Consider the following 21,534-nt stretch of genomic DNA (forward strand, 5'->3'; position numbering starts at 1 on the left):
GTATGAGTTATTTAGCGTTATTTTTTATGATAACTTCTATTGTTGTTATTGCTCTTATAGCTTGGAGTTATACAACGTCGGGCGAAAAGTGGCTTAAGGAGTTATAATCCGATGGAATATACAATCAATATCAAGGGGCACTTGATGGATTTGAGTACCCCTCAGGTGATGGGCATCCTGAATGTTACGCCCGACAGTTTCTACTCTGGCAGTAGAAAACAGACAGAAATGGAGATAGCTCAGAGAGCTAATCAGATTATAGAAGAAGGTGGAAGCATCATCGATGTGGGTGCTTTCTCCACCCGTCCCGGTGCCGATGAAGTATCGGAAGAGGAGGAGGGAAGGCGCCTGAAGTTTGCTCTCGACATCGTTCGCAGAGAGCAGCCGGATGCTGCCGTCTCCGTAGATACCTATCGCCCAACTTTGGCACGTAAGTGTATCGAGGAGTGGGGAGCTGACATCATCAACGATGTATCAGAAGGTGGAATCACAGGTATCACCAATGTACCGCTGGAGCAGAGACAGGAGGAATATCCAGAAATGTTCCGGTTGGTGGGCGATCTGAAGGTACCTTATATATTAACGTCGGTGCAGCCTACGCTCGAAACGATGATGAAGGGCTTTGCCAGAGAGGTACAGCAGTTGCGTGACCTGGGAGCCAAGGACATCATCCTCGACCCAGGCTTCGGCTTTGGCAAGAATCTCATCCAGAATTATCAGATTTATAATGAGATGGAGAAGTTGAACGTGATGGAACTTCCGGTTCTGGTAGGCATCTCCCGCAAGAGTATGATACAAAAGCTGCTGGGTGGAGATGCTACGACATCGCTTAATGGAACTTCCGTGCTCGACACCATCGCTCTGATGAAGGGCGCCAGCATCCTCAGAGTGCACGATGTGAAAGAAGCTGCTGAGGCTGTGAAGATAATAGAAGCAATGAAGGAGGGACGCACATGATAGAATTTGGCATCAAAGACTTTCTCGATATTCTCCTGGTAGCCTCGCTGCTGTTCTATGTTTATCGTCTGATGAAGGAATCGCGCTCACTGAACATCTTCGTGGGCATCATGCTCTTCGTTCTTATCTGGCTCTTTGTGAGTCAGATACTGGAAATGCGTCTGTTGGGTTCTATCCTGGATAAACTGGTGAGCGTGGGAGTTATTGCCCTCATCGTCATCTTTCAGGAGGATATCCGTAGATTCCTCTATGAGATAGGTTCGCAGAAAGGTATGCGCCGGCTGGTTCGCTTCTTCCACTCCAGCAAGGAGAGCCAGAAGGAGGCTAACAAGGAGACCATCATGCCGATTGTGATGGCGTGTATGAGTATGGCGAAGAAATACGTAGGTGCTCTTATCGTTATAGAGCGAGGCGTTCCACTGAAGGACATTATGGATACGGGTGAGGAGATAGACGCCAAGATTAACCAGCGGCTGATAGAGAATATTTTCTTCAAGAATTCGCCGCTTCATGATGGAGCCATGGTGGTGAGCAATAAGCGCATCATGGCAGCCGGATGTATTCTGCCTGTGAGTCATAACCTCGATATTCCGAAGGAACTGGGACTCCGCCATCGTGCCGCTCTCGGAATATCACAGAGCAGTGATGCCATCGCCGTCATCGTATCCGAGGAGACCGGACGAATCAGCGTGGCCATCAAGGGCGAGTTCAAACTCCGACTCTCTGCCGAGGAACTGGAAAGCATCCTTACTCTGGAGATGATATAAGTAAAGTGAAGAGTGAAGAACGAAGAGTGAAGAATTCATCACTTTTCCTGCTACGTAAACCTTTACGACATGAATAATCTCCCGATTTAGCTTTTTTTACACATTTTAATCGCTGCTATTTCAAAGAAAATGTGTACTTTTGCAAAGTCGATGTGGCAAAAAGGTGAAAAACAAGATAACATCGCCTTACACTTTGACAGATCTACTTAGGAAACAACAAAATATATAAAATATTAAAAAGTAAAATGGATTTATTACAGCAAATCGTAGCTCGCGCTAAAGCTGACAAGCAGCGCATCGTGCTCCCTGAAGCAGAAGAGGAGCGTACATTGAAAGCAGCCGATAAAGTTTTGGCTGATGATCTCGCAGACATCATCCTCATCGGTAACCCTGCCAATATTAAGAATCTCGCAGCTCAGTGGGGTCTTAACAACATCGACAAGGCTACTATCGTTGATCCACAAAACAACCCTAAGACTGAGGAGTATGCTGAGAAGCTCGCTGAACTTCGCAAGAAGAAGGGCATGACTGTAGAGCAGGCTCGTGAACTCGTAACTAAGAACAACCTCTACCTCGGTTGTATGATTATCAAGACTGAGGGTGCTGACGGTCAGATTTCTGGTGCATTGAGCACTACTGGCGATACTCTCCGTCCAGCTCTTCAGATTATCAAGTGCACTCCAGGTATCACTTGCGTAAGTGGTGCTATGTTGCTCATCACAGACCAGAAGCAGTATGGTCAGGATGGCATTGTAGTAATGGGTGACGTTGCTGTAACTCCAAACCCTACAGCAGACCAGCTTGCTCAGATTGCCTATACTACAGCTCATACAGCTCAGTCAGTGGCAGGTATTGCTGATCCACAGATTGCCATGTTGAGCTTCTCTACAAAGGGTAGCGCAAAGGATGCTATCAACAAGGAGACTGGCAAGAGCGTTTATATCATTGACAAGGTAAAGGATGCCGTAGCTATTGCTAAGGAGAAGTTCCCAGAGCTTCATCTCGATGGTGAACTTCAGGCAGATGCAGCCCTCGTTCCTGAGGTAGCTGCCAAGAAGGCTCCAGGTTCTGACGTAGCTGGTAAGGCTAACGTATTGGTAGTTCCAAACCTCGAGGTTGGTAACATCGGCTACAAGCTCGTTCAGCGCTTGGGTGGTGCCATCGCTATCGGTCCTATCCTTCAGGGTATTGCCCGTCCTGTTAACGATCTTTCTCGTGGTTGCTCTGTAGATGACATCTACTACATGGTAGCTATCACAGCTTGCCAGGCACAGGACGCTAAGAAGGCTTAATTCAACATTCAACATTTAACATTCAACATTTAACATTATGAAAGTATTGGTTCTGAACTGCGGTAGTTCATCTATCAAGTACAAATTATATAATATGGACGATGAGTCTGTATTGGCACAGGGTGGTGTAGAGCGTATCGGTCTTGATAACGCTTTCATCAAGGTGAAATTGCCTAACGGCGAGAAGAAGCAGATCATGCACGACATGCCTGACCACAAGGAAGGTGTGAACTTCGTGTTCAAGTGCTTGCTCGACCCGGAAATCGGCGCTATCAAGGATTTGAAAGAAATCGATGCTGTAGGACACCGTGTCGTACAGGGTGGTGACAAGTTCAAGGAGAGCGTTATCGTTGACAAGAGCGTAGAGGATGGTATCGAGGAACTTTGCGACCTCGCTCCTGTTCACAACGCAGGTCACCTGAAGGGTATCCGTGCCGTTGACTCATTGATGCCTGGCACTCCTCAGGTTTGCGTATTCGACAACGCATTCCACAGCACAATGCCTGACTACGCTTACCTCTATGCAATTCCTTACGAGTTGTACGAGAAGTATCACGTACGCCGTTATGGTTTCCACGGAACATCTCACCGTTATGTTTCTAAGCGTGTTTGCGAGATTCTCGGTCTCGACCAGAACAACTCTAAGATCATCACTTGCCACATCGGTAACGGTGGCTCTGTAGCTGCTGTATTGAACGGTAAGGTATTGGATACTTCAATGGGCTTGACCCCATTGGCTGGTTTGATGATGGGTTCACGTTGTGGTGATATCGATGCTTCTGCCGTTACCTACTTGATGGAGAAGTTGAACATGAAGCCACAGGAGATGGCTGACTTCCTGAACAAGAAGAGTGGTGTGCTCGGTATTACAGGTATTTCTTCTGATATGCGCGACATCGAAAAGGCAGCTAACGAGGGTAACGAGAAGGCTCAGTTGGCTCTCCGTATGTATGAGTATCGTATCAAGAAGTACATCGGTGCTTACACAGCAGCTATGGGTGGCGTTGACGCTATCGTATTCACAGCTGGTGTTGGTGAGAATCAGACCGATCTCCGTGAGGAAGCTTGCAAGAACCTGGAGTATCTTGGCATCAAGATCAATAAGGAGGTTAACGACAAGGTTCGTGGTGAGGAAGCTATCATCTCTACTGACGACAGTAAGGTGAAGGTAGTTGTAGTTCCTACCGACGAGGAGATTGTTATCGCTCGCGATACAATGGAGTTGGTTGCTAACAAGTAATCATACGCTATATATAATAAGGTGAAGACTAGAAACATAAGTGAATGGTCTTCACCTTTTTAAATTTTTAGAATTATGAAAACAAAGATTGTAACTTTCGGAGAAATATTGCTTAGAATTTCTAAGCCTGGTTATCAACGTTTATTTCAGGGACATCATATGTTTGGCAATTATGGTGGCAGTGAGGCTAATGCAGCCATCTCTTTGGCTTATTTAGGCGATAATGTAGAGTATGTAACCCGTGTGCCATACGGTGAGATGGGTGAGGCGGCGTTGATGCATCTCAGAGAGTACGGTCTGAATGTTTCTCATGTTGTGCGTGGCGGCGAACGTCTCGGAACTTATTATTTCGAAGAGGCAGTAGCAATGCGCAATTCCCGTGTGGTTTACGACCGCAAAAATTCTTCTTTCTATACGCTGAAGCGCGGAATGGTGAAATGGGAAAAGGTGCTGGCTGATGCTGCCGTATTCCATTGTTCCGGCATTACCTGTGCTATCAGCCGCGATGCGATGGAGTCAACTATGGATGCCATCAAACTTGCTGTTTCTGACGGGTTGACCATTGCCTGCGACATCAATTACCGTAAGAATCTCTGGGGATATGGTCTGGAACCTCATGACGTGCTATTCCAGATGATGCAGTATAGCGACATCATCTTTGGTGACCAGAATGAGTGGGAGGTAGCCAGCGGTGTGCCTCATATTCCTTTCGAGGCTTTGGATGCAGACTATGAGATTGACAAGGAGGCTTATCAGAAGTATTTCCGCAAGATGCATCAGCTCTTCCCTAAGTGTAAGAAGATGCTGATGGCGGTAAGAAATCAGATTGCCAGCAGTCATCATACCTTGAGCGGCTTGCTCTATGATGCTGTAGAAGATCAGCTCTATACTACAAGAATCTATGATATTGAGCCGATTGTTGATCCGATGGGTGTAGGCGATGCCTTCGTTGCTGCCTATATTCACGCACATCAGAAGTGGGGCGACAAGAACCAGTATTGCCTGGATTTCTCGCTGTCGGCTAGTGCCATCAAGAATACGATTCCGGGCGATCAGAACCTGGTAAGTGAAGAGGAAATCATCTCGAACATGACTTCTTCGGGAGGAAGAATCCAGCGTTAAGAATAAGTAATAAGAGTACTTGGCAATAATAAAGGGCAACCTGTTTGGGCTGCCCTTTATTATTATCGTTTGTTTTGTTCTTGTTTTTTTTGCTTTTACGGTTGGCTTTCGCCTTCCACATATTCTTCCATAAACATGTGTTCGCCATCAAACACGGCATAGGTGAACTGCCATATCCAGTCGCCCAGAATCATCAGTCGGGTCTTTTTGCTCAACATCAGATCCAGTTCAATGTGGCGATGGCCGAACATGAAGTAATCTATATCCTTGTGGCCTTGCATATACTGTTTGGCAAAGCGCACCAGGAACTCCTTCTTTTCGCCCATATAAGGCTCTTCCTTTCCGTCAGCACGTTTCAGTCGGCTATGCTTAGCCCAGTTCAAGCCCAAAGCCATTCCCCAGCGAGGATGAATCGCATTAAGGAGGCGTTGGCAAGTATGATTCTGGAACATTCTTTTCAGAAACTTGAATTTCTTGTCTGGGTCACCCAGTCCGTCTCCATGTGCCAGATAGAATACTTTATCGTATATCTCTATGGTCTGAGGCTTGTAATGTACGGTAACGCCACACTCTTCCTCCAGGTAGCCATAGGTCCAAAGGTCGTGGTTACCCGTAAAGAAATGTACTTCCACTCCCATATCGGTCAACTCCGAGAGCTTACCTAAGAAGCGTGTATAGCCTTTTGGTACGACATATTTATATTCGTTCCAGAAGTCAAACATGTCACCCAGGAGATAAACTGCCGCAGCCTTCGTCTTGATGCTGTCCAGGAAACGGACCAGGCGGCGTTCTTGCATGCGGGCATGCGGAATGGCTAATGAGCCAAGGTGCGCATCTGAGAGGAAATATACATTTTTCATAAGCGATTCTTTTTAAATGAATAGTGAAGAATGAAGAGTGAAGAATTCAACGGCTTTGTCTTTATTCAAAACCGAGTTCTACGCGAGCTTCCTCGCTCATCATACTCTGATCCCAAGCCGGTTCGAATACAAGGTTCACATTGGCAGATTTTACGCCTTCCACGCTGTCTACCTTGCTTCTTACATCCTCCAGGATGAAGTCGGCAGCAGGGCATGAAGGGGCTGTGAAGGTCATGTCGAGATCTACGGTGGCATCGTCTTTCACATCTATTTTATAAATCATACCGAGGTCCCAGATGTTGACAGGAATCTCAGGGTCGTAAACGGTCTTAAGTACATCTACGATCTTTTCTTCTATCTTTGTCTTTTCTTCTTGTGTCATAATAATCTTTGTTTTTGCCTACAAAGATAATAATTATTGCAGACAAAACAAAAAGAAAAGCTGTTTTTTTCTTGCAGAAGGTCTAATATACCCCAAATAGACTACAATTTACCTTTATCGTGATATGAATAAAAGGCACCATCGGTTATGATGACATGGTCCATAAAGAAGAGACGCATGATTTCGCAGGCTTTGGCAATCTTCTGGGTAAGTACATCATCGGCTTTGCTTGGCTGAGGATTGTTGCTGGGATGATTGTGGCAGAAGGCGATAATGGTAGCGTTGTTGAGCACCGCTTCTTTTATGATGAGCCGGATGTCGGTTGCCGTTTCTGTAATGCCGCCTTTGGAGATGCAGCTCGCTTTGATGAGCTTGAAGTTCTGGTTCATCATCAGGAGCCATGCTTCCTCTGTATCTAAATCCTGCATCTTCGGAAGCATATAGTTGTAGATGGCAAGGGATGAGCCTAAGTCGGGACGTGTGCCAATCTTATCGAGAGCACGGCGCTTGCCCAGTTCGCAGGCTGCAAGAATGGTGATGGCTTTGGCGGGTCCCATTCCTTTATATTGCGTCAGTTCTCTGATGGACTTCTTTCCTAGCTGGTTCAGGTTGTTGTCGCAATCCTTCAGAATGCGTTTCATCAGGTCTACGGCACTTTCGTCAGTAGATCCCGAACCAATCAGAATACCTAAGAGCTCGGCATTGGATAAAGCTGAGGCTCCCAAGCGCTCCAGTTTCTCGCGGGGCTTGTCTTCTTCTGCCCAATTGGCAATGGTTAGTTTCTCTGCCATAATAATAACTGATTAGTAGATTATTATTGGCTTCTCTTTTTGCGGGGAAGTCTTATTTGTAGAAAGTCTTGTTGTATGCGCTGAATTCGCTCTGTCCCAGTACGCATCTCTTCCACCATGCAGAAAGAAATCCGCATCCGTAACCCATCAGCTGTGTGAAGGCAGCGCGAATGCTCAGCAAGCCTATCTTCACGCTGTGATTCTCTCTGCTGCTGTCGATAAACAGTGCGATGGTATAGAGAATGATGCCGGCGAGACCGATGCAGCCCAATGCTGCCATCGCATTGCCCAAGGTTGGGAATACGTGAACGGTGCCAAGCATGTATGGCAGGAAGCCGAAGAAGAGCAGAAGCAGCGTGCCTATTACACCCACGGTGAAGACCATAGGAAGGAGATGCACGAGTTTGAGACTCTCTGGATATTTCTTGTAGAGATTGATGCGGGCGATGCCACTGTTGTAGACCTGTCGCCAGAACTTGCGGAAGTCGGTGCGGCGCTTATGCCATACCCATGCTTCAGGGAACAGACGGCAACGGCAGCCTGCCTTGAAGATACGGATAGAGAAATCAATGTCCTCACCGAAACGCATATTAGAAAAGCCATTCAACCTGAGATAAACATCCCTGCGGATGCCCATGTTGAATGAACGGGGATAGAACTTATCCATCTTCTTCTTTCCGCCACGGATGCCACCGGTGGTAAAGAAAGAAGTCATGGAATAAGAAATGGCTTTCTGAGTATCTGTAAATGATGAGTGCGCCTTGTCGGGACCGCCGAAAGCATCGGCTGGCTCACGGCTCAACTCATCACTTACAGCCTTCAGATAACCTTCTGGCAAGACCACGTCGCTATCGAGTATCAGAAGATACTCACCCTTGGCGCGCTCGGCACCATAGTTGCGACTCTGGCCCGGACCAGAGTTCTCCTTATAGTAATAATGTATATCCATCATGTGCTCATATCGTTTGCACACCTCCTCGCAGGGAGTCTGTGAGCCATCCTCAACGATGACAACTTCGAAGTCTTTCTCTGATTGATGAGTCAGACTCTCTAAAAGTTCGTCCACTTCGTCAGGACGATTAAATACAGGTACTATGATGGAATATTTCATTCTTCTTACTATTAAGGGTTAGTTTTACTCAATAAGAGCACAATCTTCCTGTTGGAGGATGTATTACTCGCTTACACGACCGAGGTAGCTACCGTCACGGGTGTCGATCTGGATAGTCTCGCCTTCGTTGACGAACAAAGGAACACGAACCTCAGCACCAGTCTCCAATGTAGCAGGCTTTGTTGCGTTGGTAGCAGTATTACCCTTTACACCTGGCTCAGAGTGAGTAATCTTCAAAGTAGTCTTCACTGGCATTTCAGCCAAGAGGATAGTACCATCAGTTGTATCAGTAACCACCTCAACAACGTCACCCTCCTTCATGTACTGGCCACCAGTAACGTTCTCCTTAGCGATAGGCACCTGCTCGAAAGTCTCCTGGTTCATGAAGATGCAACCAGTAGCGTCCTCGTAGAGGTACTGGTAAGGACGGCGCTCAACGCGAACATCCTCCAATTTGAAACCTACCTGGAATGTACGTTCCAATACACGACCGTCGGCAACATTCTTCAATTTTGTGTTCATTACGGTGTTACCTTTACCTGGCTTTCTGTGCTGAAAGTCGATGCAAACCCATACTTTGCCATCCATGCGGATGCAAGTACCAATCTTAATTTCCTGTGAATTAATCATTTCTTGTTTATCTTGAATGTTATTACAATAATCTCAAAATCGAGTGCAAAGTTACGGCAAAAACATGAAAAATCAAAGGAAATATCGAAAAAAACATAAATATTTAAGCTAAATTTGGTAGTTTTCTTGGTTATTTCAGAAAATATGCGTAATTTTGCAGCCCAAAAAGGGCGTGTTTTGCACTTTTGTGAAGAATATTAATTAAAAAATAAATAAGAAAAATGAAAAGAACATTTCAGCCTCACAATCGTCGTCGCGTAAACAAGCATGGTTTTCGTGAGCGTATGGCAACAAAGAATGGTCGTCGCGTATTGGCTTCTCGCCGTGCTCATGGCCGTAAGAAGTTAACTGTATCTGACGAGCACCACGGAAAGTAATTCCGAGGAAAGATTCGTCTGTTGACGATGACATTAAAAGCAGCAAGGATGTATTCTTTGCTGCTTTTTGTTGTTTATAACGCCCCTTCCTTTTCTGAGATTGCTCTTTTGGGAACAAAGATGTTTTGTTTTTATATCATAAAATAGGTGGTGAGAGTGCAAAAACTTTCCTTTTTATTTTGTTCTTCCCCTAAATACTTGTATCTTTGCACCAAAAAATAATATATGACTTCATCAGAGTTTATAAATAAGTTTAAGAGTAAGTACCTTTGGGGGAATATCGGTGCCATGATTCTGGTGCTGGTGTTGCTCTGTGTCGGTGTCAAGTATGGCATCGATATCTATACCCATCATGGTGAGGCCATCCGTGTGCCGGATATTCGATATAAGAATATCGATGATGCTACACATATCCTCGACGATGCGGGATTGGAAATTGTTGTAACGGATACGGGATATGTCCGCTCTTTGCCGCCTGATGTCATTCTGGAGCAGACTCCGGTTTTCGGAGAAGTGGTAAAGTCGGGACATGTTATCTATGTTACCATCAATTCTGATCATTCTCCACGTATCACCATTCCTGATGTCATTGACAACAGTTCGTTGCGAGAGGCAATGGCTAAACTTACTGCTATGGGATTCAAACTGGGTACACCTGAATATATTCCTGGCGAAGAGGATTGGGTTTATGGTATCCTCGTTAAGGGTAAGCATGTTGTAGCTGGTGATAAGGTTTCTATCGATGATGTGCTTGTCATACAGGTTGGTAATGGTAAACGGAGCGTTGATGATTCTATCGATGTGGTAGATCCGGTTTATCACGGCGAAGAAGATGTGATGGAAGGCGAAGGTGACATGAGCGGAGAAACTCATGAAGACAACTTCGAGGTGGTTCCTGGTACGGAAGCCACAGAGCCTGCTCCTTCGCATGAGCACCACCAGAAGGAAGTGGTGGAGTAGGAGAAATGAAAAGTGAAGAGTGAAGATTTCAATAGTAATACGAATGATATTTTTAGATTATATATATAATAAGGTATATGCTCCTGTAGAGGATGACTTCGGGTTTGATGATGCAGGAGATATGGACGAACTGGATGATGAACTCCAGATGGAGGAAGGAACCGCTGCTTCTGGTGAAGGAGGAGATGAACTCTATGAGCACTGGAAGGTTCAGGTGGATGCTAACCAGGATCCGGTGCGTATCGATAAGTACCTGGCTGATAAGATGGCCTATCAGAGCCGTAACCGTATTCAGCAGGCTGCTGATGCCGGATTCATCCATGTCAATGGTAAACCGGTAAAGAGCAACTATAAGGTGCGCCCTAATGATCTGGTTACTCTGATGCTCGACCGTCCTCGTCATGAAACGAGTATCAAACCTGAAGAAATCGCTATCAATGTGGTTTATGAAGACGACCAGCTGATGGTGGTTAACAAGGAAGCCGGTATGGTGGTGCATCCGGGTGCGGGCAACTTTCATGGAACCTTGATTCAGGCGGTAGCCTGGCATTTAAGGGATATGCCTGAGTTTGATGCCAATGATCCGGAAGTGGGCTTGGTGCATCGCATCGATAAAGATACCAGCGGACTGCTCGTTGTGGCAAAGACTCCTACGGCAAAGACCGCATTGGGTAAGCAGTTCTTCAACAAGACTACCCATCGCAGTTACAATGCGCTCGTTTGGGGCAATATTGTAGAAGATGAAGGTCGCATAGAAGGCAATATCGGCCGTGATCCGAAGAACCGCCTCCGTATGAAGGTCTTCGATCCGGACAGCGGAATAGGCAAGACGGCGGTTACGCATTACAAGGTGTTGGAACGTTTCGGTTATACCACCTTGGTGCAGTGTGTGCTTGAAACGGGCCGTACCCATCAGATTCGTGCCCACATGAAGCATATCGGTCATCCGCTCTTTATGGACGAAACGTATGGCGGAACAGAGATTCTGAGAGGTCAGCGCAGTAGCAGCTACAAGGCATTTATCCAGAACTGCTTCAAACTCTGTCCGCGTCAGGCTCTCCATGCCAAGACACTCGGTTTCGTGCATCCTACAACCAAGCAGCAGATGGATTTTGACAGTGAGTGGCCAAATGATTTTAGACAATTAATAGAAAAGTGGCGCGGCTTCATCGCTGGCACCACACAAGATACATTCAAAAATATTTAGTAATTATGGAAAATAGCAAGAGAACGATAGCCATCGTATGTGGTGGTGATTCTTCTGAGCACGACGTATCATTGCGCTCAGGACAGGGTTTGTACTCTTTCTTTGATAAAGAGCGCTACAATATTTATCTCGTCGATGTGAAGGGCACCGACTGGCATGTCGCTTTGGATAATGGTGAGACTATCGAGATTGACAAGAACGATTTTTCTTTCGTTATGAACGGCAAGCATGTCTATTTCGATTATGCTTATATCACCATCCACGGACAGCCTGGTGAGAATGGTGTGATGCAGGGCTACTTTGACCTCATCCATCTGCCATACTCTACAAGCGGTGTTCTGGTAGAGGCAATGACTTTTGATAAGTATGTGCTCAATAATTATCTGCGCGGTTTCGGTATAAACGTAGCAGACAGTATCTTGCTCCGTCGCGGTGAAGCTTATGATGAAGAAGAGATTGCCAAGCGTATCGGTATGCCTTGTTTCGTAAAGCCTGCTGCTGACGGCAGTAGCTTTGGTGTGAGCAAGGTGAAGAATGCTGACCAGCTGGCTCCAGCCCTCCGTGTGGCTTTCATGGAGAGCAATGAGGTAATGATCGAGGGCTTCCTTGATGGAACAGAGATTTCACAGGGTATCTACAAGACAGCAGAGAAGACTGTTGTACTGCCAGCTACAGAGGTGGTTACCACCAACGAGTTCTTCGATTACGATGCCAAGTATAACGGTCAGGTACAGGAAATCACTCCAGCCCGTCTCTCTCCAGAGACCGCAGAAGAGGTAGCCAAGACCACATCCCGCATCTACGACATTCTTCATGCCAACGGTATCATCCGTATCGACTATATCATCTCTAAGGATAAGGATGGTAAAGACAAGGTGAACATGCTGGAGATCAATACCACTCCAGGTATGACCGTTACCAGTTTCATTCCTCAGCAGGTTCGTGCAGCAGGTCTTGATATCAAGGATGTGCTCAGCGAAATCGTGGAGAATCAGTTCTAGAATAACAAACTCATATATGGTTCTGCGATTTTTTCGCAGAGCCATATATATTAATAGGTATATATTATGAATATCCCTCAAGAATTTGATACCATCCGTCCTTGGGAGCCTGAAGATCTCCCAGAGGTATTCGACCGTTTGCTTTCAAACGATCAGTTTAAACAAGTGCTTGCCTATCTCTATCCACAAGTACCTTTTGAGATGATTGCCCAGAAGTTGAAGGCATGTAAGACCAATCTGGATTTCCAGCTGGCTTTTGCTTACGATTTTGTTCATGGCATTCTGAAGAAGGCAGCAACAGGCTGCGAGATGGATTGCACATCGCTCGATAATACCCGTAATTATACTTTCATCAGTAATCACCGTGATATCGTGCTCGATTCAGCCATCCTCGATGTCCTTCTTGTCGATAATGGTTTTAAGACCACCTGTGAGATAGCCATCGGTGATAATCTCCTTTCTCTTCCTTGGGTCAAGGACCTGGTACGTGTCAACAAGGCGTTTATCGTAGAGCGTGCCCTGAGCATGCGCCAGATGCTGATGTCGAGCAAGCGCCTCTCTGACTATATGCATTTCGCCATCAAGGAGAAGAACGAGAACATCTGGATAGCCCAGCGCGAGGGTAGAGCCAAGGACAGTAATGACCGCACCCAGAAGAGTATTCTGCAGATGATGTCGATGGGCGGTGAGGGCAGCATTATCGACCGCCTGAAACAACTTCATCTCGTACCGCTCTCTATCAGTTACGAATATGATCCATGCGATTTTCTGAAGGCAAAGGAGTTCCAGCAGAAGCGCGATAATGCCGATTGGAAGAAGGGACCAATGGATGACCTGGTAAGCATGCAGACCGGTATCTTCGGTTATAAGGGTCATGTGCATTATCATGCAGCCCCATGTCTTGATGATTATCTGGACAGTCTTGATCCTGATATGCCTAAGCAGGATATATATAATAAGGTAGCCGCCTACATGGATGAGCAGATATTCAAGAACTACCGCCTCTATCCGGGCAACTATGTGGCTCTTGATTTGCTTGAAAACTCAACTGCTCATCAGGCAGAATATACTGCCGAAGATAAGGCAAAATTTGAAAAATATATGGCTGGTCAGCTTGCGAAAATTGACCTTCCAAATAAGGATGAAGCTTACTTGAGAGAGAGAATTCTCGAGATGTATGCCAATCCTGTACGTAATTACCTTGCTGCTCAATAGCGGCAAGGTAATACTTTTTCTGTTTGATGATGTTGGAAACTGTTATTATCTGCCTGTTTTAATCAGACTCCTAATTGGTAATTCATAAGCTGTTTACGACAGACAGTTAACAGGCAAACCACAGACAGCCTACTGGCGCTATAGCCGCTAGTGGACTGTTCGCCTAGAACAGCCTTCCCCAATGCCTTTGTTTCGTTTTTATGCGAAGCTTACGAAGAAATACTCTTCACTCTTCACCTTTTCCTCGGAATCCCCTGTGTTTATCGGCATTCCGGGTGGTGAAGAGTATTCGGGCACTCTTCACCTACTCTTCACCACTCTTCACCTTTCTTCACCTCTTTGTTTCGGCGGATTTGCGTTTCTTCTTACGCTTCGATGCCTCGTGCCTAGGTGAAGAGTGGTGAAGAGTGGGTGAAGAGTCGCTGATAACTCTTCACCCCTTGAAACGCCCTGTTTATGGGCGTTTCAGGGCATAAGGTGAAGAGTGAAGAGTTCAAATGTATATGTATAGAAAACGCTCCTGTTGCAATATGGCAACAGGAGCGTTTTTTGTTTTTTCTTATTTGAACTTTTCAGCTTCTTGCTTCATCACATTCTCTATATCGATGGCATCGAATGGAACGGGGCCTCGGCTCAACTCCGGTATGTTGAAACTCTTCAGACAATCATCGTAGAAGGTTGGTTCCTTCTGTGGAAGAACGAAAGGCTTGTGAGCCTTGCCCTGGCGGTCTACATAGCAGAAGTAAGGCTTGCCGTAAAGTCCGTCGTCACGCTTGCTGGCAAAGACAAACCATCTGCCGGTATGCGACCAGCTGTGGTAGGTATCGCTCTTCTCGCTGTTCACGATGCTGAGGCTATCCAGTTTTCCTGTCTGCAAGTCCATCATATAGAGGTCTGCCTCGGGATGCCAGATAGGGAAGGTGCCGTAATCGGCTACCGTAAAGAGACAGTATCTGCCGTCAGGACTTATCTTAGGATGGCAGACAGAACGCTCCTTGTAAAGAGTATCTATATTGGTTCCGAAACTCCCGGTCTTTTCATCGAATGGGATGCGCACCAGCGAATATTTCAATCCCTTCAGATTCGTACTTTCAAGTCCCTTCCTGTCGGCTGCGCAGTAATAAACGTATTTCCCGTCCGGTGAGAAAGTAGGAAATGTCTCCAGATGTGTACTGTCGGAGGTAAGCGGTGAGGAGATGATGCGGTTGTTGTCTAGATCGGCTACATATACATCGCTCTTCGAATCATATACTTCCAGTCGCTTGTCGGCGTTGGCATGAAAGGCTGGAATGATGATGTTGGTAGAGAAGGTGACGTATTTGCCCGATGGACTGAAACCATAATATACACTTGAAGAAATCATGTTGGCGTTCTTCAGGTTCAGCTTGCGCAGCTTGCCATTGCGGTTAAGAATGGCTCCTCCGCCTTCACCTCTTATATATACAATACTGAGGTTGGGATTCTGGTTGCCAAAAGCATGACAGTTCATACAGCGGTTTTCCTGCAGATTGTGGTCGGCGAGAATCTTCTCCTGCCAATTCTCTATGCAGCGCTGCTTAATCTGTATCTTGTTCCATACTTCGTAATCGGGTTCTATCAGTCGGTAGGTGAGATAAGCATCCAGACTGTCGCCCACTACCTGCCAGGTGAAGGGTTTGAACGCCGTCCATTCTCCCTCATTGCTCTTTGAATATATCTGAACTTTGATATTCTTGCCCACAGCCTTTTGCAGGAAAGCCTTCCAGTTGTTCATATCAAACTTCAGATTCTGGCTGTTGCTGGTGGCAGTAAGAGTGTTGGCTGCATCGTTGGCATCTGCTCCCTCAATCGTGAGTGTGGTTTCGATGTTGGTAAGGTTCTTGTCGCGTATCTCGAAGTTGAGAGGAGCGATATTGACCGGAATCGTTACATCGGCATAGTCGGGATACATGTTGGGCAGATGGTCTACCTGCTCAGCATTCTCGTGAGTCTGGGCACATGATGCGAGCAACAGTATGCCCGCCATGGCACTGTATAGGATATTCTTGTATTTCATCTTTCTTCTTTAATAAACAGTTAGCGTCAATTGTTTCCTTAGTTGATGTTCAACTTAGGCACCTCTGCCTTGTCGAAGTAATACCAGTAGGTATCGCTGAATGCCTGGTTGCCCCGTTCTTCATTATACTGATGGAAACGCTGCAGAACATCTTGACGCTTGATATATTTTGCCCATTCTTCCGGCTTTGCCTTGGTTCCTGCCAGATAAATCATGAGAGCCTCCTGGTACAGGCGTTCGTAGGAAACGTTTTTCAGTTTGAGATAATAAGTATCATAATCCCGCTTGAAGGTTTTCATGTCTTTTAGGAGGAGATCGCTGCAGAGCATGTAGTCGATGGCGATTTTGTTGTTTGGATTACTTTCTGCCAGTTCGCACATGATGGTGTGGCAATTCTCGTTTAGTCGTAGCGTATCCTTCCGGTTGATGAACGGGCGCTTTTCGATGTATTGCTGCAGGAGAGCTTTTTCATCGGTTGTTGCTTTTCTGCCAAGTGATGAGAAGGCACGGTTTGCCCATCTGCTCCATACGAAGGTTTTTTGCAGGATACGGAGATATTTGCGGGTTGCTGCGTAGTCGCCTTTTACCAGATTGATTTCGGCAAGTCGCTTTACCATTCTGATATTCCGGTTGTTCGGAGAGCAGACATTGGCAAGCATTGTGGCACGTTCGCAGAAAGTCATGTCGCCCAGAACCCAATACAGTTCGTTCAGGGTCTTGATGGTGAGGGTTGGGGTGTCTGGTCCCAGTTTATCGAATGTACCCAGGTTGTTGCTCTGGAATCTCAGCAGGTTGTCTGGAAGATATCCGTTTTGCGCCATCACGAGGTTATAGTAGAACTTCATGTATTGGTCTGGATTTTCCGTCTTTTCTACGATGTTGATAACCTTATTATAATTACCGAAGTAATATTCACAGTCTACTGCGAATGTTTTCTCCAGATCCATTTGCGGTTTTACCAGTTTTCCGAAACCCGGATAGGTATAAAGGGTTTGGAAGTCGCAGAAGTAGAGTCGCTTGGTCAGCATCAGCAGGAAGAAAGGAATCACGAGGGCAGCCAGGCGATAGTAGGTTCCCACTTTCTTGATGTGGGAAAGACATCCTGTAAATACCAGCGCTCCGTAGATCCATACTCCATTTCCAAAGAACCAGTGGCATACGAATACGGAAACAATGATGCTGAAGGCGGTAACCCAATGCGCTGTTCCCAAACCTGCTGCGGCAGAAGGATTGTCGTCCATCTTCTCTATCTTCTTGAGAAACATTCGGGTGGAAGTGAGCAGCTTGGTGCTGACACGGAACACACTGGCACCACCTGCTATTGCCAGAATGCTGCAAAGCCGGTAGTCGTAGTGAAAACTGAAACATACCAATAGGATCATCATGATGAAGGCTACGATATGTGCCGTCTTTTTCCCTTGGATGTCTGCATCTCTTACTGCGCATTTTACATTATGTCCCGTAATAAGAATACAGAGGGTAAGGATGATAGGACCGGCATAGCGGAAATAATAAAACTGGGTCAGGAAATCGCCAGCCAGACAGGCCAGCCATCCCGGTTTGTCCAGATAAGTAGTCAGATAATCCCATGATGACAGAAACAGTTGATTCTGCTCCTGATAAAACAGATGGTAGGGATAGAAAAATTGGAAGAACACAAAGCATGCGATGGCTCCCAATGCATATAACGAATATATGCCAAAACTAGACTGGCTTGTTTGCTGTTCACTCATTTTTGTCGATTTATAAGTTTTTATATCTGTGCATCTTGTTTTGTATAAGTAGTGAAGTTTTAGCATTTACTCTTTGCCAAGGTGCAACTTATCAGGGGCAAAGGTAATAAAAATATATTAGAATGAATCATAAAAAATGCAGAAACTTACTCTTTGAAAGTAAATTTCTGCATTTATCAGCATTTATTTCTGTTCTTGTTTTTCTGCAATGCATTCCATTTCTATCAGCCAGCCCGGTCTGCATACTCTTGCCTCTACGATGATATGTGGTATCTGAGGATAAAACTGATTCATCAGTTGCTCTACGGTATGATAGTCTGAGATGTCGCGCAGGTAGATGATAAAGTATTGGATATCGTTCATCATCGCATCGCCATCCTTCAATAAAGCACCGATGTTCTCGAGCAATCTGCCGGTTTGTCTTATAATATCGCCTTCGTATACAACTGCTCCATCTTTATCTATGCTGGCTGTTCCTGATATGAAATATTGTTTCTTCTGAGGCAGAGAAAGGCTGGTTCCCCGTTCAAAGGCTACTCCGTATTCGTGAGTAGGATTCAGATGGTTGAGTGCCTGGAGATATTGCTTGTCTTCTTCCCTGATACTGGGAACGGTCAGAAAGTCGATAGCTACAGATGCATGACGTACGGATGTTGCTCCGCCGATGCCCGTACTGGCTATATAATGGGTTTCTGCCGTCAGACCTTGCTGGTCGAAAACATCATTGCGCGCTTCTACTACTCCCTGATAGTTTACATCGATATGAGTTACGTATATCCATGTTCTTACCAGGTTGCGCTCCATCGTCATATCTGTACCGGCGATAAGTTGCAGGTATTTGTCGAATAGCATTCGGGTCTGTTCGTATGAATCCTTTCCCTTCGCTTCTTCCTCTGTCAGTCGGAGACTGTGGAACAGGATTGGGGTCTTATCGTCTGTGGTCTTGATAAGAAGTGAAATCTTGCTCCCGTTGAGCGGAGGTTGCTCCACAACCGTAAGATGGGTATCCTTAAGATACTCCTGATAAAGGAGTGATTCCTCAAACTCTCTTATCTGGTTCTGGGCGTCGCTGAGGAATACTTTGCAATATTGCAAAGTACGATTTCCCAGTTTCTCGGTGTCGAGATAGTTACCTAGTTTCAGATACAGAAAATTCAAGCGGTCGTTGAACGTCCCCTTGGCTTCTGGTGATAGTATTATGTATTTGTCCATCTTGTTTTTCTTTTTTTTCGCCGGCAAAGGTACGGATAATATATGAGATATAAGAATATAGACAGGATGAAAAGATGAAAATACCGAGAAATGGGGATAGGATGATGTGGGATAGAGCGAAAAAGAGGGTGTGTCATGAACTTATGACACACCCTCAATCTCTTTCTTATATCCTGCTTTAGAGTGATTCGAGCATACGCTTGATGACAACCTCGGCTGAAATCTCACGGTTGGCTGCCTCTGGAATCACCAGGCTGTTCTTGCTTTCAATGACATCATCGGTTACAATCAAGCCACGGCGAACTGGCAGACAATGCATGAAGCAACCATCGTTGGTCCAGCTCATGTGCTCCTCGTCGATGGTCCAGCTCATATCCTTGCTTAGGATTTCGCCATACTGTGCTGGGTCTTTCACGCCCGGACAGCTCCAGTTCTTGGCATAAACGAAGTCTGCACCTTCTAGCGCCTTCTTCTGGTCGTACTCCACCTTGGCATTGCCTACGAACTTAGGGTCAAGCTCATAGCCCTCTGGATGAGTAACCACGAAATCTACATCGGCTGCGTTCATCCACTGGGCGAATGAGTTTGGCACAGCCTGTGGCAGGGCACGGCAATGAGGAGCCCAGGTCAGGACTACCTTAGGACGAGCCACCTTCTTATGCTCCTCAATGGTGATGAGGTCGGCGAATGCCTGGAGAGGGTGAACGGTAGCTGTCTCCATAGCGAAGACTGGGCGGCCACTGTACTTTACAAACTGGTTTACGATGGTTTCGGCATAATCGTAGTCACGGTCTTTCAAACCGGCAAAGCTACGAACACCGATAAGGTCGCAGAAGCTACCCATCACAGGGATAGCCTCCAGCAGGTGCTCGCTCTTGTCGCCATCCATGATAACGCCACGCTCTGTCTCCAGTTTCCATGCACCGGCATTCACATCGAGTACGATAACATTCATGCCCAGGTTCATCGCGGCCTTCTGTGTACTCAGTCGGGTACGGAGACTGTTATTGAAGAATATCATCAGCAAGGTCTTGTTCTTGCCCAACTCCTGATAACCGAAACGGTTTGCTTTCACTTCCTGTGCCTCGGCGAGTGCTGCTTTCAGGTCGCCAAGGTCTTCAACATTAAAGAATGTCTTCATTGTTATTATTGTTATTTCGTTTTTTATTTGTTATTTCTGATATATATTGCTCTTGGATCTTTCTTCTAGAATCTTGATGCTTGCAAAGTTTGCATGCAAACCTTGCAAACATGGCAGAAACTAAGACTTGGTACGGAGAGGGTACGGAGCGGGTACGGAGCGGGTCTTGTTAGGCTCTTGTCTGTCCCTGGCCAGTAATCAACCACTTGTAGGTGGTAATCTCTTCGAGTGCCATTGGTCCGCGGGCTCCGAGCTTCTGGGTACTGATGCCAATCTCTGCGCCCAATCCGAACTGTGCGCCATCGGTGAAGCTGGTAGGAGCGTTTACATAAACGCAGGCTGCATCTACCATCGCCTGGAACTTCTTCTGGGCAGCTTCATCATTGGAAACAATGCTCTCGCTGTGTCCGCTTCCGTAAGTGGCGATATGGTCGAGTGCTTCATCTTCTGAAGCTACGGTCTTGATACCCATCTGCATGCTGAGCCATTCTGTGTTCCAGATGCTCTTCACGTTGGCATCAGCCTCCTTCATCTTCGCTTCGCTTTCCTCTGCCTTATATAATAAGGTGTCTGGATAGTGTCCCTTTAAAACTTCGTAAGCCTTAGCATCAGCATGAATCTTGGTTTGCTTCTCGGCGAGTCCTTCACAGAGGGCAGGGAGGTCGCTTAATCTGTTTTCGTGAATCAGCAGACAGTCGAGCGCATTGCATACGCTCACTCTTCGGCACTTGGCATTGGTGATGATGCGCTTGCCCATCTCCAGGTCGCCATCCTTGTCGAAGTAACAGTGTACCACACCGGCTCCGGTTTCGATAACCGGCACTTTGGCAGTATCACGGACGAAGTTGATAAGCTTCTTTCCTCCACGAGGAATGCAGAGGTCGATATAGCCCACGGCATTCAGCATTTCGCCGGTAGCTTCATGGGTAGCAGGGAGCAGTGTAACAACATTCGGATCAATACCAAAAGTTATCAACACCCTGTGGATAAGTTCGACACCCGCTGAGTTTGAGGCGTTTGCATCCTTTCCTCCTTTCAGTACGCACGCATTTCCGCTCTTGAAACAGAGTGAGAAAACATCGTAGGTTACATTAGGACGAGCCTCGTAAATCATGCCGATAACTCCGAATGGAACGGCAACTCGCTGCAGATGCAAACCATTTTCGAGTGTTTTGTCTTTGAGAACTCTTCCGAGCGGTGAGGGCAGGGTACTTACGTGTCTCATATCCGAAGCAATATCCTGGAGTCGCTGCTCTGTGAGTTGCAATCGGTCGTAGAGCGGGTTCGCCTTGTCCATCTTCGCCAAGTCTTCTGCATTCGCTTTGAGAAGCGCAGGAGTTTCTGCGATGATGGCATCAGCCACCGCCTGCAGGATTTCATTACGTTGTTCATCAGTTAGCAAACCAAGTGTTTTGCTAGCTGCCTTCACTTTTTGGAAAGTCTCTTTCAGTTCCATTCGCTATTTCCTTTCTTATTTTTATGATAAGATATTTTGTAATGT

The 21,534-nt window shown here is 46.2% G+C and carries 20 protein-coding genes; 10 read left to right on the top strand and 10 right to left on the bottom strand.

Features of this window, described 5'->3' with window-relative positions:
• The first annotated feature begins 111 nt into the window (after positions 1-111).
• The 5 genes from folP to ONT18_RS14160 all read left to right on the top strand — a co-directional run bounded on the left by folP (position 112) and on the right by ONT18_RS14160 (position 5,378).
• Positions 112-957 carry a dihydropteroate synthase gene (gene folP, locus ONT18_RS14140; protein WP_264906296.1) on the top strand — a complete coding sequence of 282 codons (846 nt, stop codon included), beginning with the start codon at positions 112-114 and terminating at the stop codon, positions 955-957.
• On the top strand, positions 954-1,724 hold the full coding sequence (cdaA, locus tag ONT18_RS14145) for a diadenylate cyclase CdaA (protein WP_006847577.1): 771 nt from the start codon (positions 954-956) through the stop codon (positions 1,722-1,724). Before folP ends, cdaA begins: the two co-directional genes overlap by 4 nt.
• Positions 1,725-1,969: 245 nt before the next feature.
• A complete protein-coding gene (gene pta / locus ONT18_RS14150; protein WP_153084725.1) occupies positions 1,970-3,016 on the top strand; it encodes a phosphate acetyltransferase in 1,047 nt (348 codons plus the stop codon).
• 37 nt (positions 3,017-3,053) lie between these two features.
• Entirely contained in the window at positions 3,054-4,256 is a 1,203-nt protein-coding gene (locus ONT18_RS14155; protein WP_022121092.1) for an acetate kinase, read from the top strand.
• A gap of 75 nt (positions 4,257-4,331) precedes the next feature.
• A complete protein-coding gene (locus ONT18_RS14160) occupies positions 4,332-5,378 on the top strand; it encodes a sugar kinase (protein ID WP_264906300.1) in 1,047 nt (348 codons plus the stop codon).
• Positions 5,379-5,473: 95 nt separating this feature from the next.
• On the opposite strand, the gene ONT18_RS14165 is transcribed toward ONT18_RS14160, so the two are convergent.
• The 5 genes from ONT18_RS14165 to efp form a co-directional block, all read right to left on the bottom strand.
• Positions 5,474-6,238: a UDP-2,3-diacylglucosamine diphosphatase gene (locus tag ONT18_RS14165; RefSeq protein WP_118254383.1), complete on the bottom strand. Its 765-nt coding sequence runs from the start codon at positions 6,236-6,238 to the stop codon at positions 5,474-5,476.
• Between the two features lie 61 nt (positions 6,239-6,299).
• The gene (locus ONT18_RS14170) at positions 6,300-6,620 is read right to left on the bottom strand and encodes a metal-sulfur cluster assembly factor (RefSeq protein ID WP_006847572.1); all 321 of its coding nucleotides are present in this window, start codon (positions 6,618-6,620) and stop codon (positions 6,300-6,302) included.
• A 101-nt stretch (positions 6,621-6,721) separates the two neighbouring features.
• Positions 6,722-7,411 (bottom strand): RadC family protein, encoded by a 690-nt coding sequence (gene radC / locus ONT18_RS14175; RefSeq protein ID WP_006847571.1) that lies wholly within the window; start codon positions 7,409-7,411, stop codon positions 6,722-6,724.
• 52 nt (positions 7,412-7,463) lie between these two features.
• Positions 7,464-8,522, bottom strand: a complete 1,059-nt coding sequence (locus tag ONT18_RS14180; RefSeq protein WP_117694660.1) for a glycosyltransferase — start codon at positions 8,520-8,522, stop codon at positions 7,464-7,466.
• A gap of 63 nt (positions 8,523-8,585) precedes the next feature.
• Complete coding sequence (gene efp, locus ONT18_RS14185) at positions 8,586-9,152, bottom strand: elongation factor P (RefSeq protein ID WP_022121096.1); 567 nt, start codon at positions 9,150-9,152, stop codon at positions 8,586-8,588.
• Between the two features lie 221 nt (positions 9,153-9,373).
• Here efp and rpmH point away from each other — a divergent pair, with 221 nt between their 5' ends.
• The 5 genes from rpmH to ONT18_RS14210 all read left to right on the top strand — a co-directional run bounded on the left by rpmH (position 9,374) and on the right by ONT18_RS14210 (position 13,912).
• Positions 9,374-9,529 (top strand): 50S ribosomal protein L34, encoded by a 156-nt coding sequence (gene rpmH, locus ONT18_RS14190; protein ID WP_004351099.1) that lies wholly within the window; start codon positions 9,374-9,376, stop codon positions 9,527-9,529.
• A gap of 225 nt (positions 9,530-9,754) precedes the next feature.
• A complete protein-coding gene (locus ONT18_RS14195; RefSeq protein ID WP_006847567.1) occupies positions 9,755-10,489 on the top strand; it encodes a PASTA domain-containing protein in 735 nt (244 codons plus the stop codon).
• A 148-nt stretch (positions 10,490-10,637) separates the two neighbouring features.
• Complete coding sequence (locus tag ONT18_RS14200) at positions 10,638-11,696, top strand: RluA family pseudouridine synthase (protein ID WP_118079897.1); 1,059 nt, start codon at positions 10,638-10,640, stop codon at positions 11,694-11,696.
• 5 nt (positions 11,697-11,701) lie between these two features.
• A complete protein-coding gene (locus ONT18_RS14205) occupies positions 11,702-12,697 on the top strand; it encodes a D-alanine--D-alanine ligase (RefSeq protein ID WP_006847565.1) in 996 nt (331 codons plus the stop codon).
• A gap of 66 nt (positions 12,698-12,763) precedes the next feature.
• Positions 12,764-13,912 (top strand): 1-acyl-sn-glycerol-3-phosphate acyltransferase, encoded by a 1,149-nt coding sequence (locus tag ONT18_RS14210; RefSeq protein WP_264906304.1) that lies wholly within the window; start codon positions 12,764-12,766, stop codon positions 13,910-13,912.
• Positions 13,913-14,471: 559 nt separating this feature from the next.
• Here ONT18_RS14210 and ONT18_RS14215 read toward each other — a convergent pair.
• The 5 genes from ONT18_RS14215 to ONT18_RS14235 all read right to left on the bottom strand — a co-directional run bounded on the left by ONT18_RS14215 (position 14,472) and on the right by ONT18_RS14235 (position 21,489).
• Complete coding sequence (locus ONT18_RS14215) at positions 14,472-15,947, bottom strand: TolB family protein (RefSeq protein WP_264906306.1); 1,476 nt, start codon at positions 15,945-15,947, stop codon at positions 14,472-14,474.
• A 38-nt stretch (positions 15,948-15,985) separates the two neighbouring features.
• Positions 15,986-17,680, bottom strand: a complete 1,695-nt coding sequence (locus tag ONT18_RS14220) for a DUF6057 family protein (RefSeq protein ID WP_264906308.1) — start codon at positions 17,678-17,680, stop codon at positions 15,986-15,988.
• 183 nt (positions 17,681-17,863) lie between these two features.
• A complete protein-coding gene (locus tag ONT18_RS14225) occupies positions 17,864-18,892 on the bottom strand; it encodes a Rid family hydrolase (protein ID WP_264906310.1) in 1,029 nt (342 codons plus the stop codon).
• 178 nt (positions 18,893-19,070) lie between these two features.
• A complete protein-coding gene (locus ONT18_RS14230) occupies positions 19,071-20,033 on the bottom strand; it encodes an acetylornithine carbamoyltransferase (RefSeq protein ID WP_089544463.1) in 963 nt (320 codons plus the stop codon).
• A 169-nt stretch (positions 20,034-20,202) separates the two neighbouring features.
• Positions 20,203-21,489, bottom strand: a complete 1,287-nt coding sequence (locus tag ONT18_RS14235) for a glutamate-5-semialdehyde dehydrogenase (RefSeq protein ID WP_264906312.1) — start codon at positions 21,487-21,489, stop codon at positions 20,203-20,205.
• Positions 21,490-21,534: the final 45 nt, after the last annotated feature.

The sequence above is a fragment of the Segatella copri genome (assembly GCF_026015295.1).
Lineage (GTDB): Bacteria > Bacteroidota > Bacteroidia > Bacteroidales > Bacteroidaceae > Prevotella > Prevotella copri_C.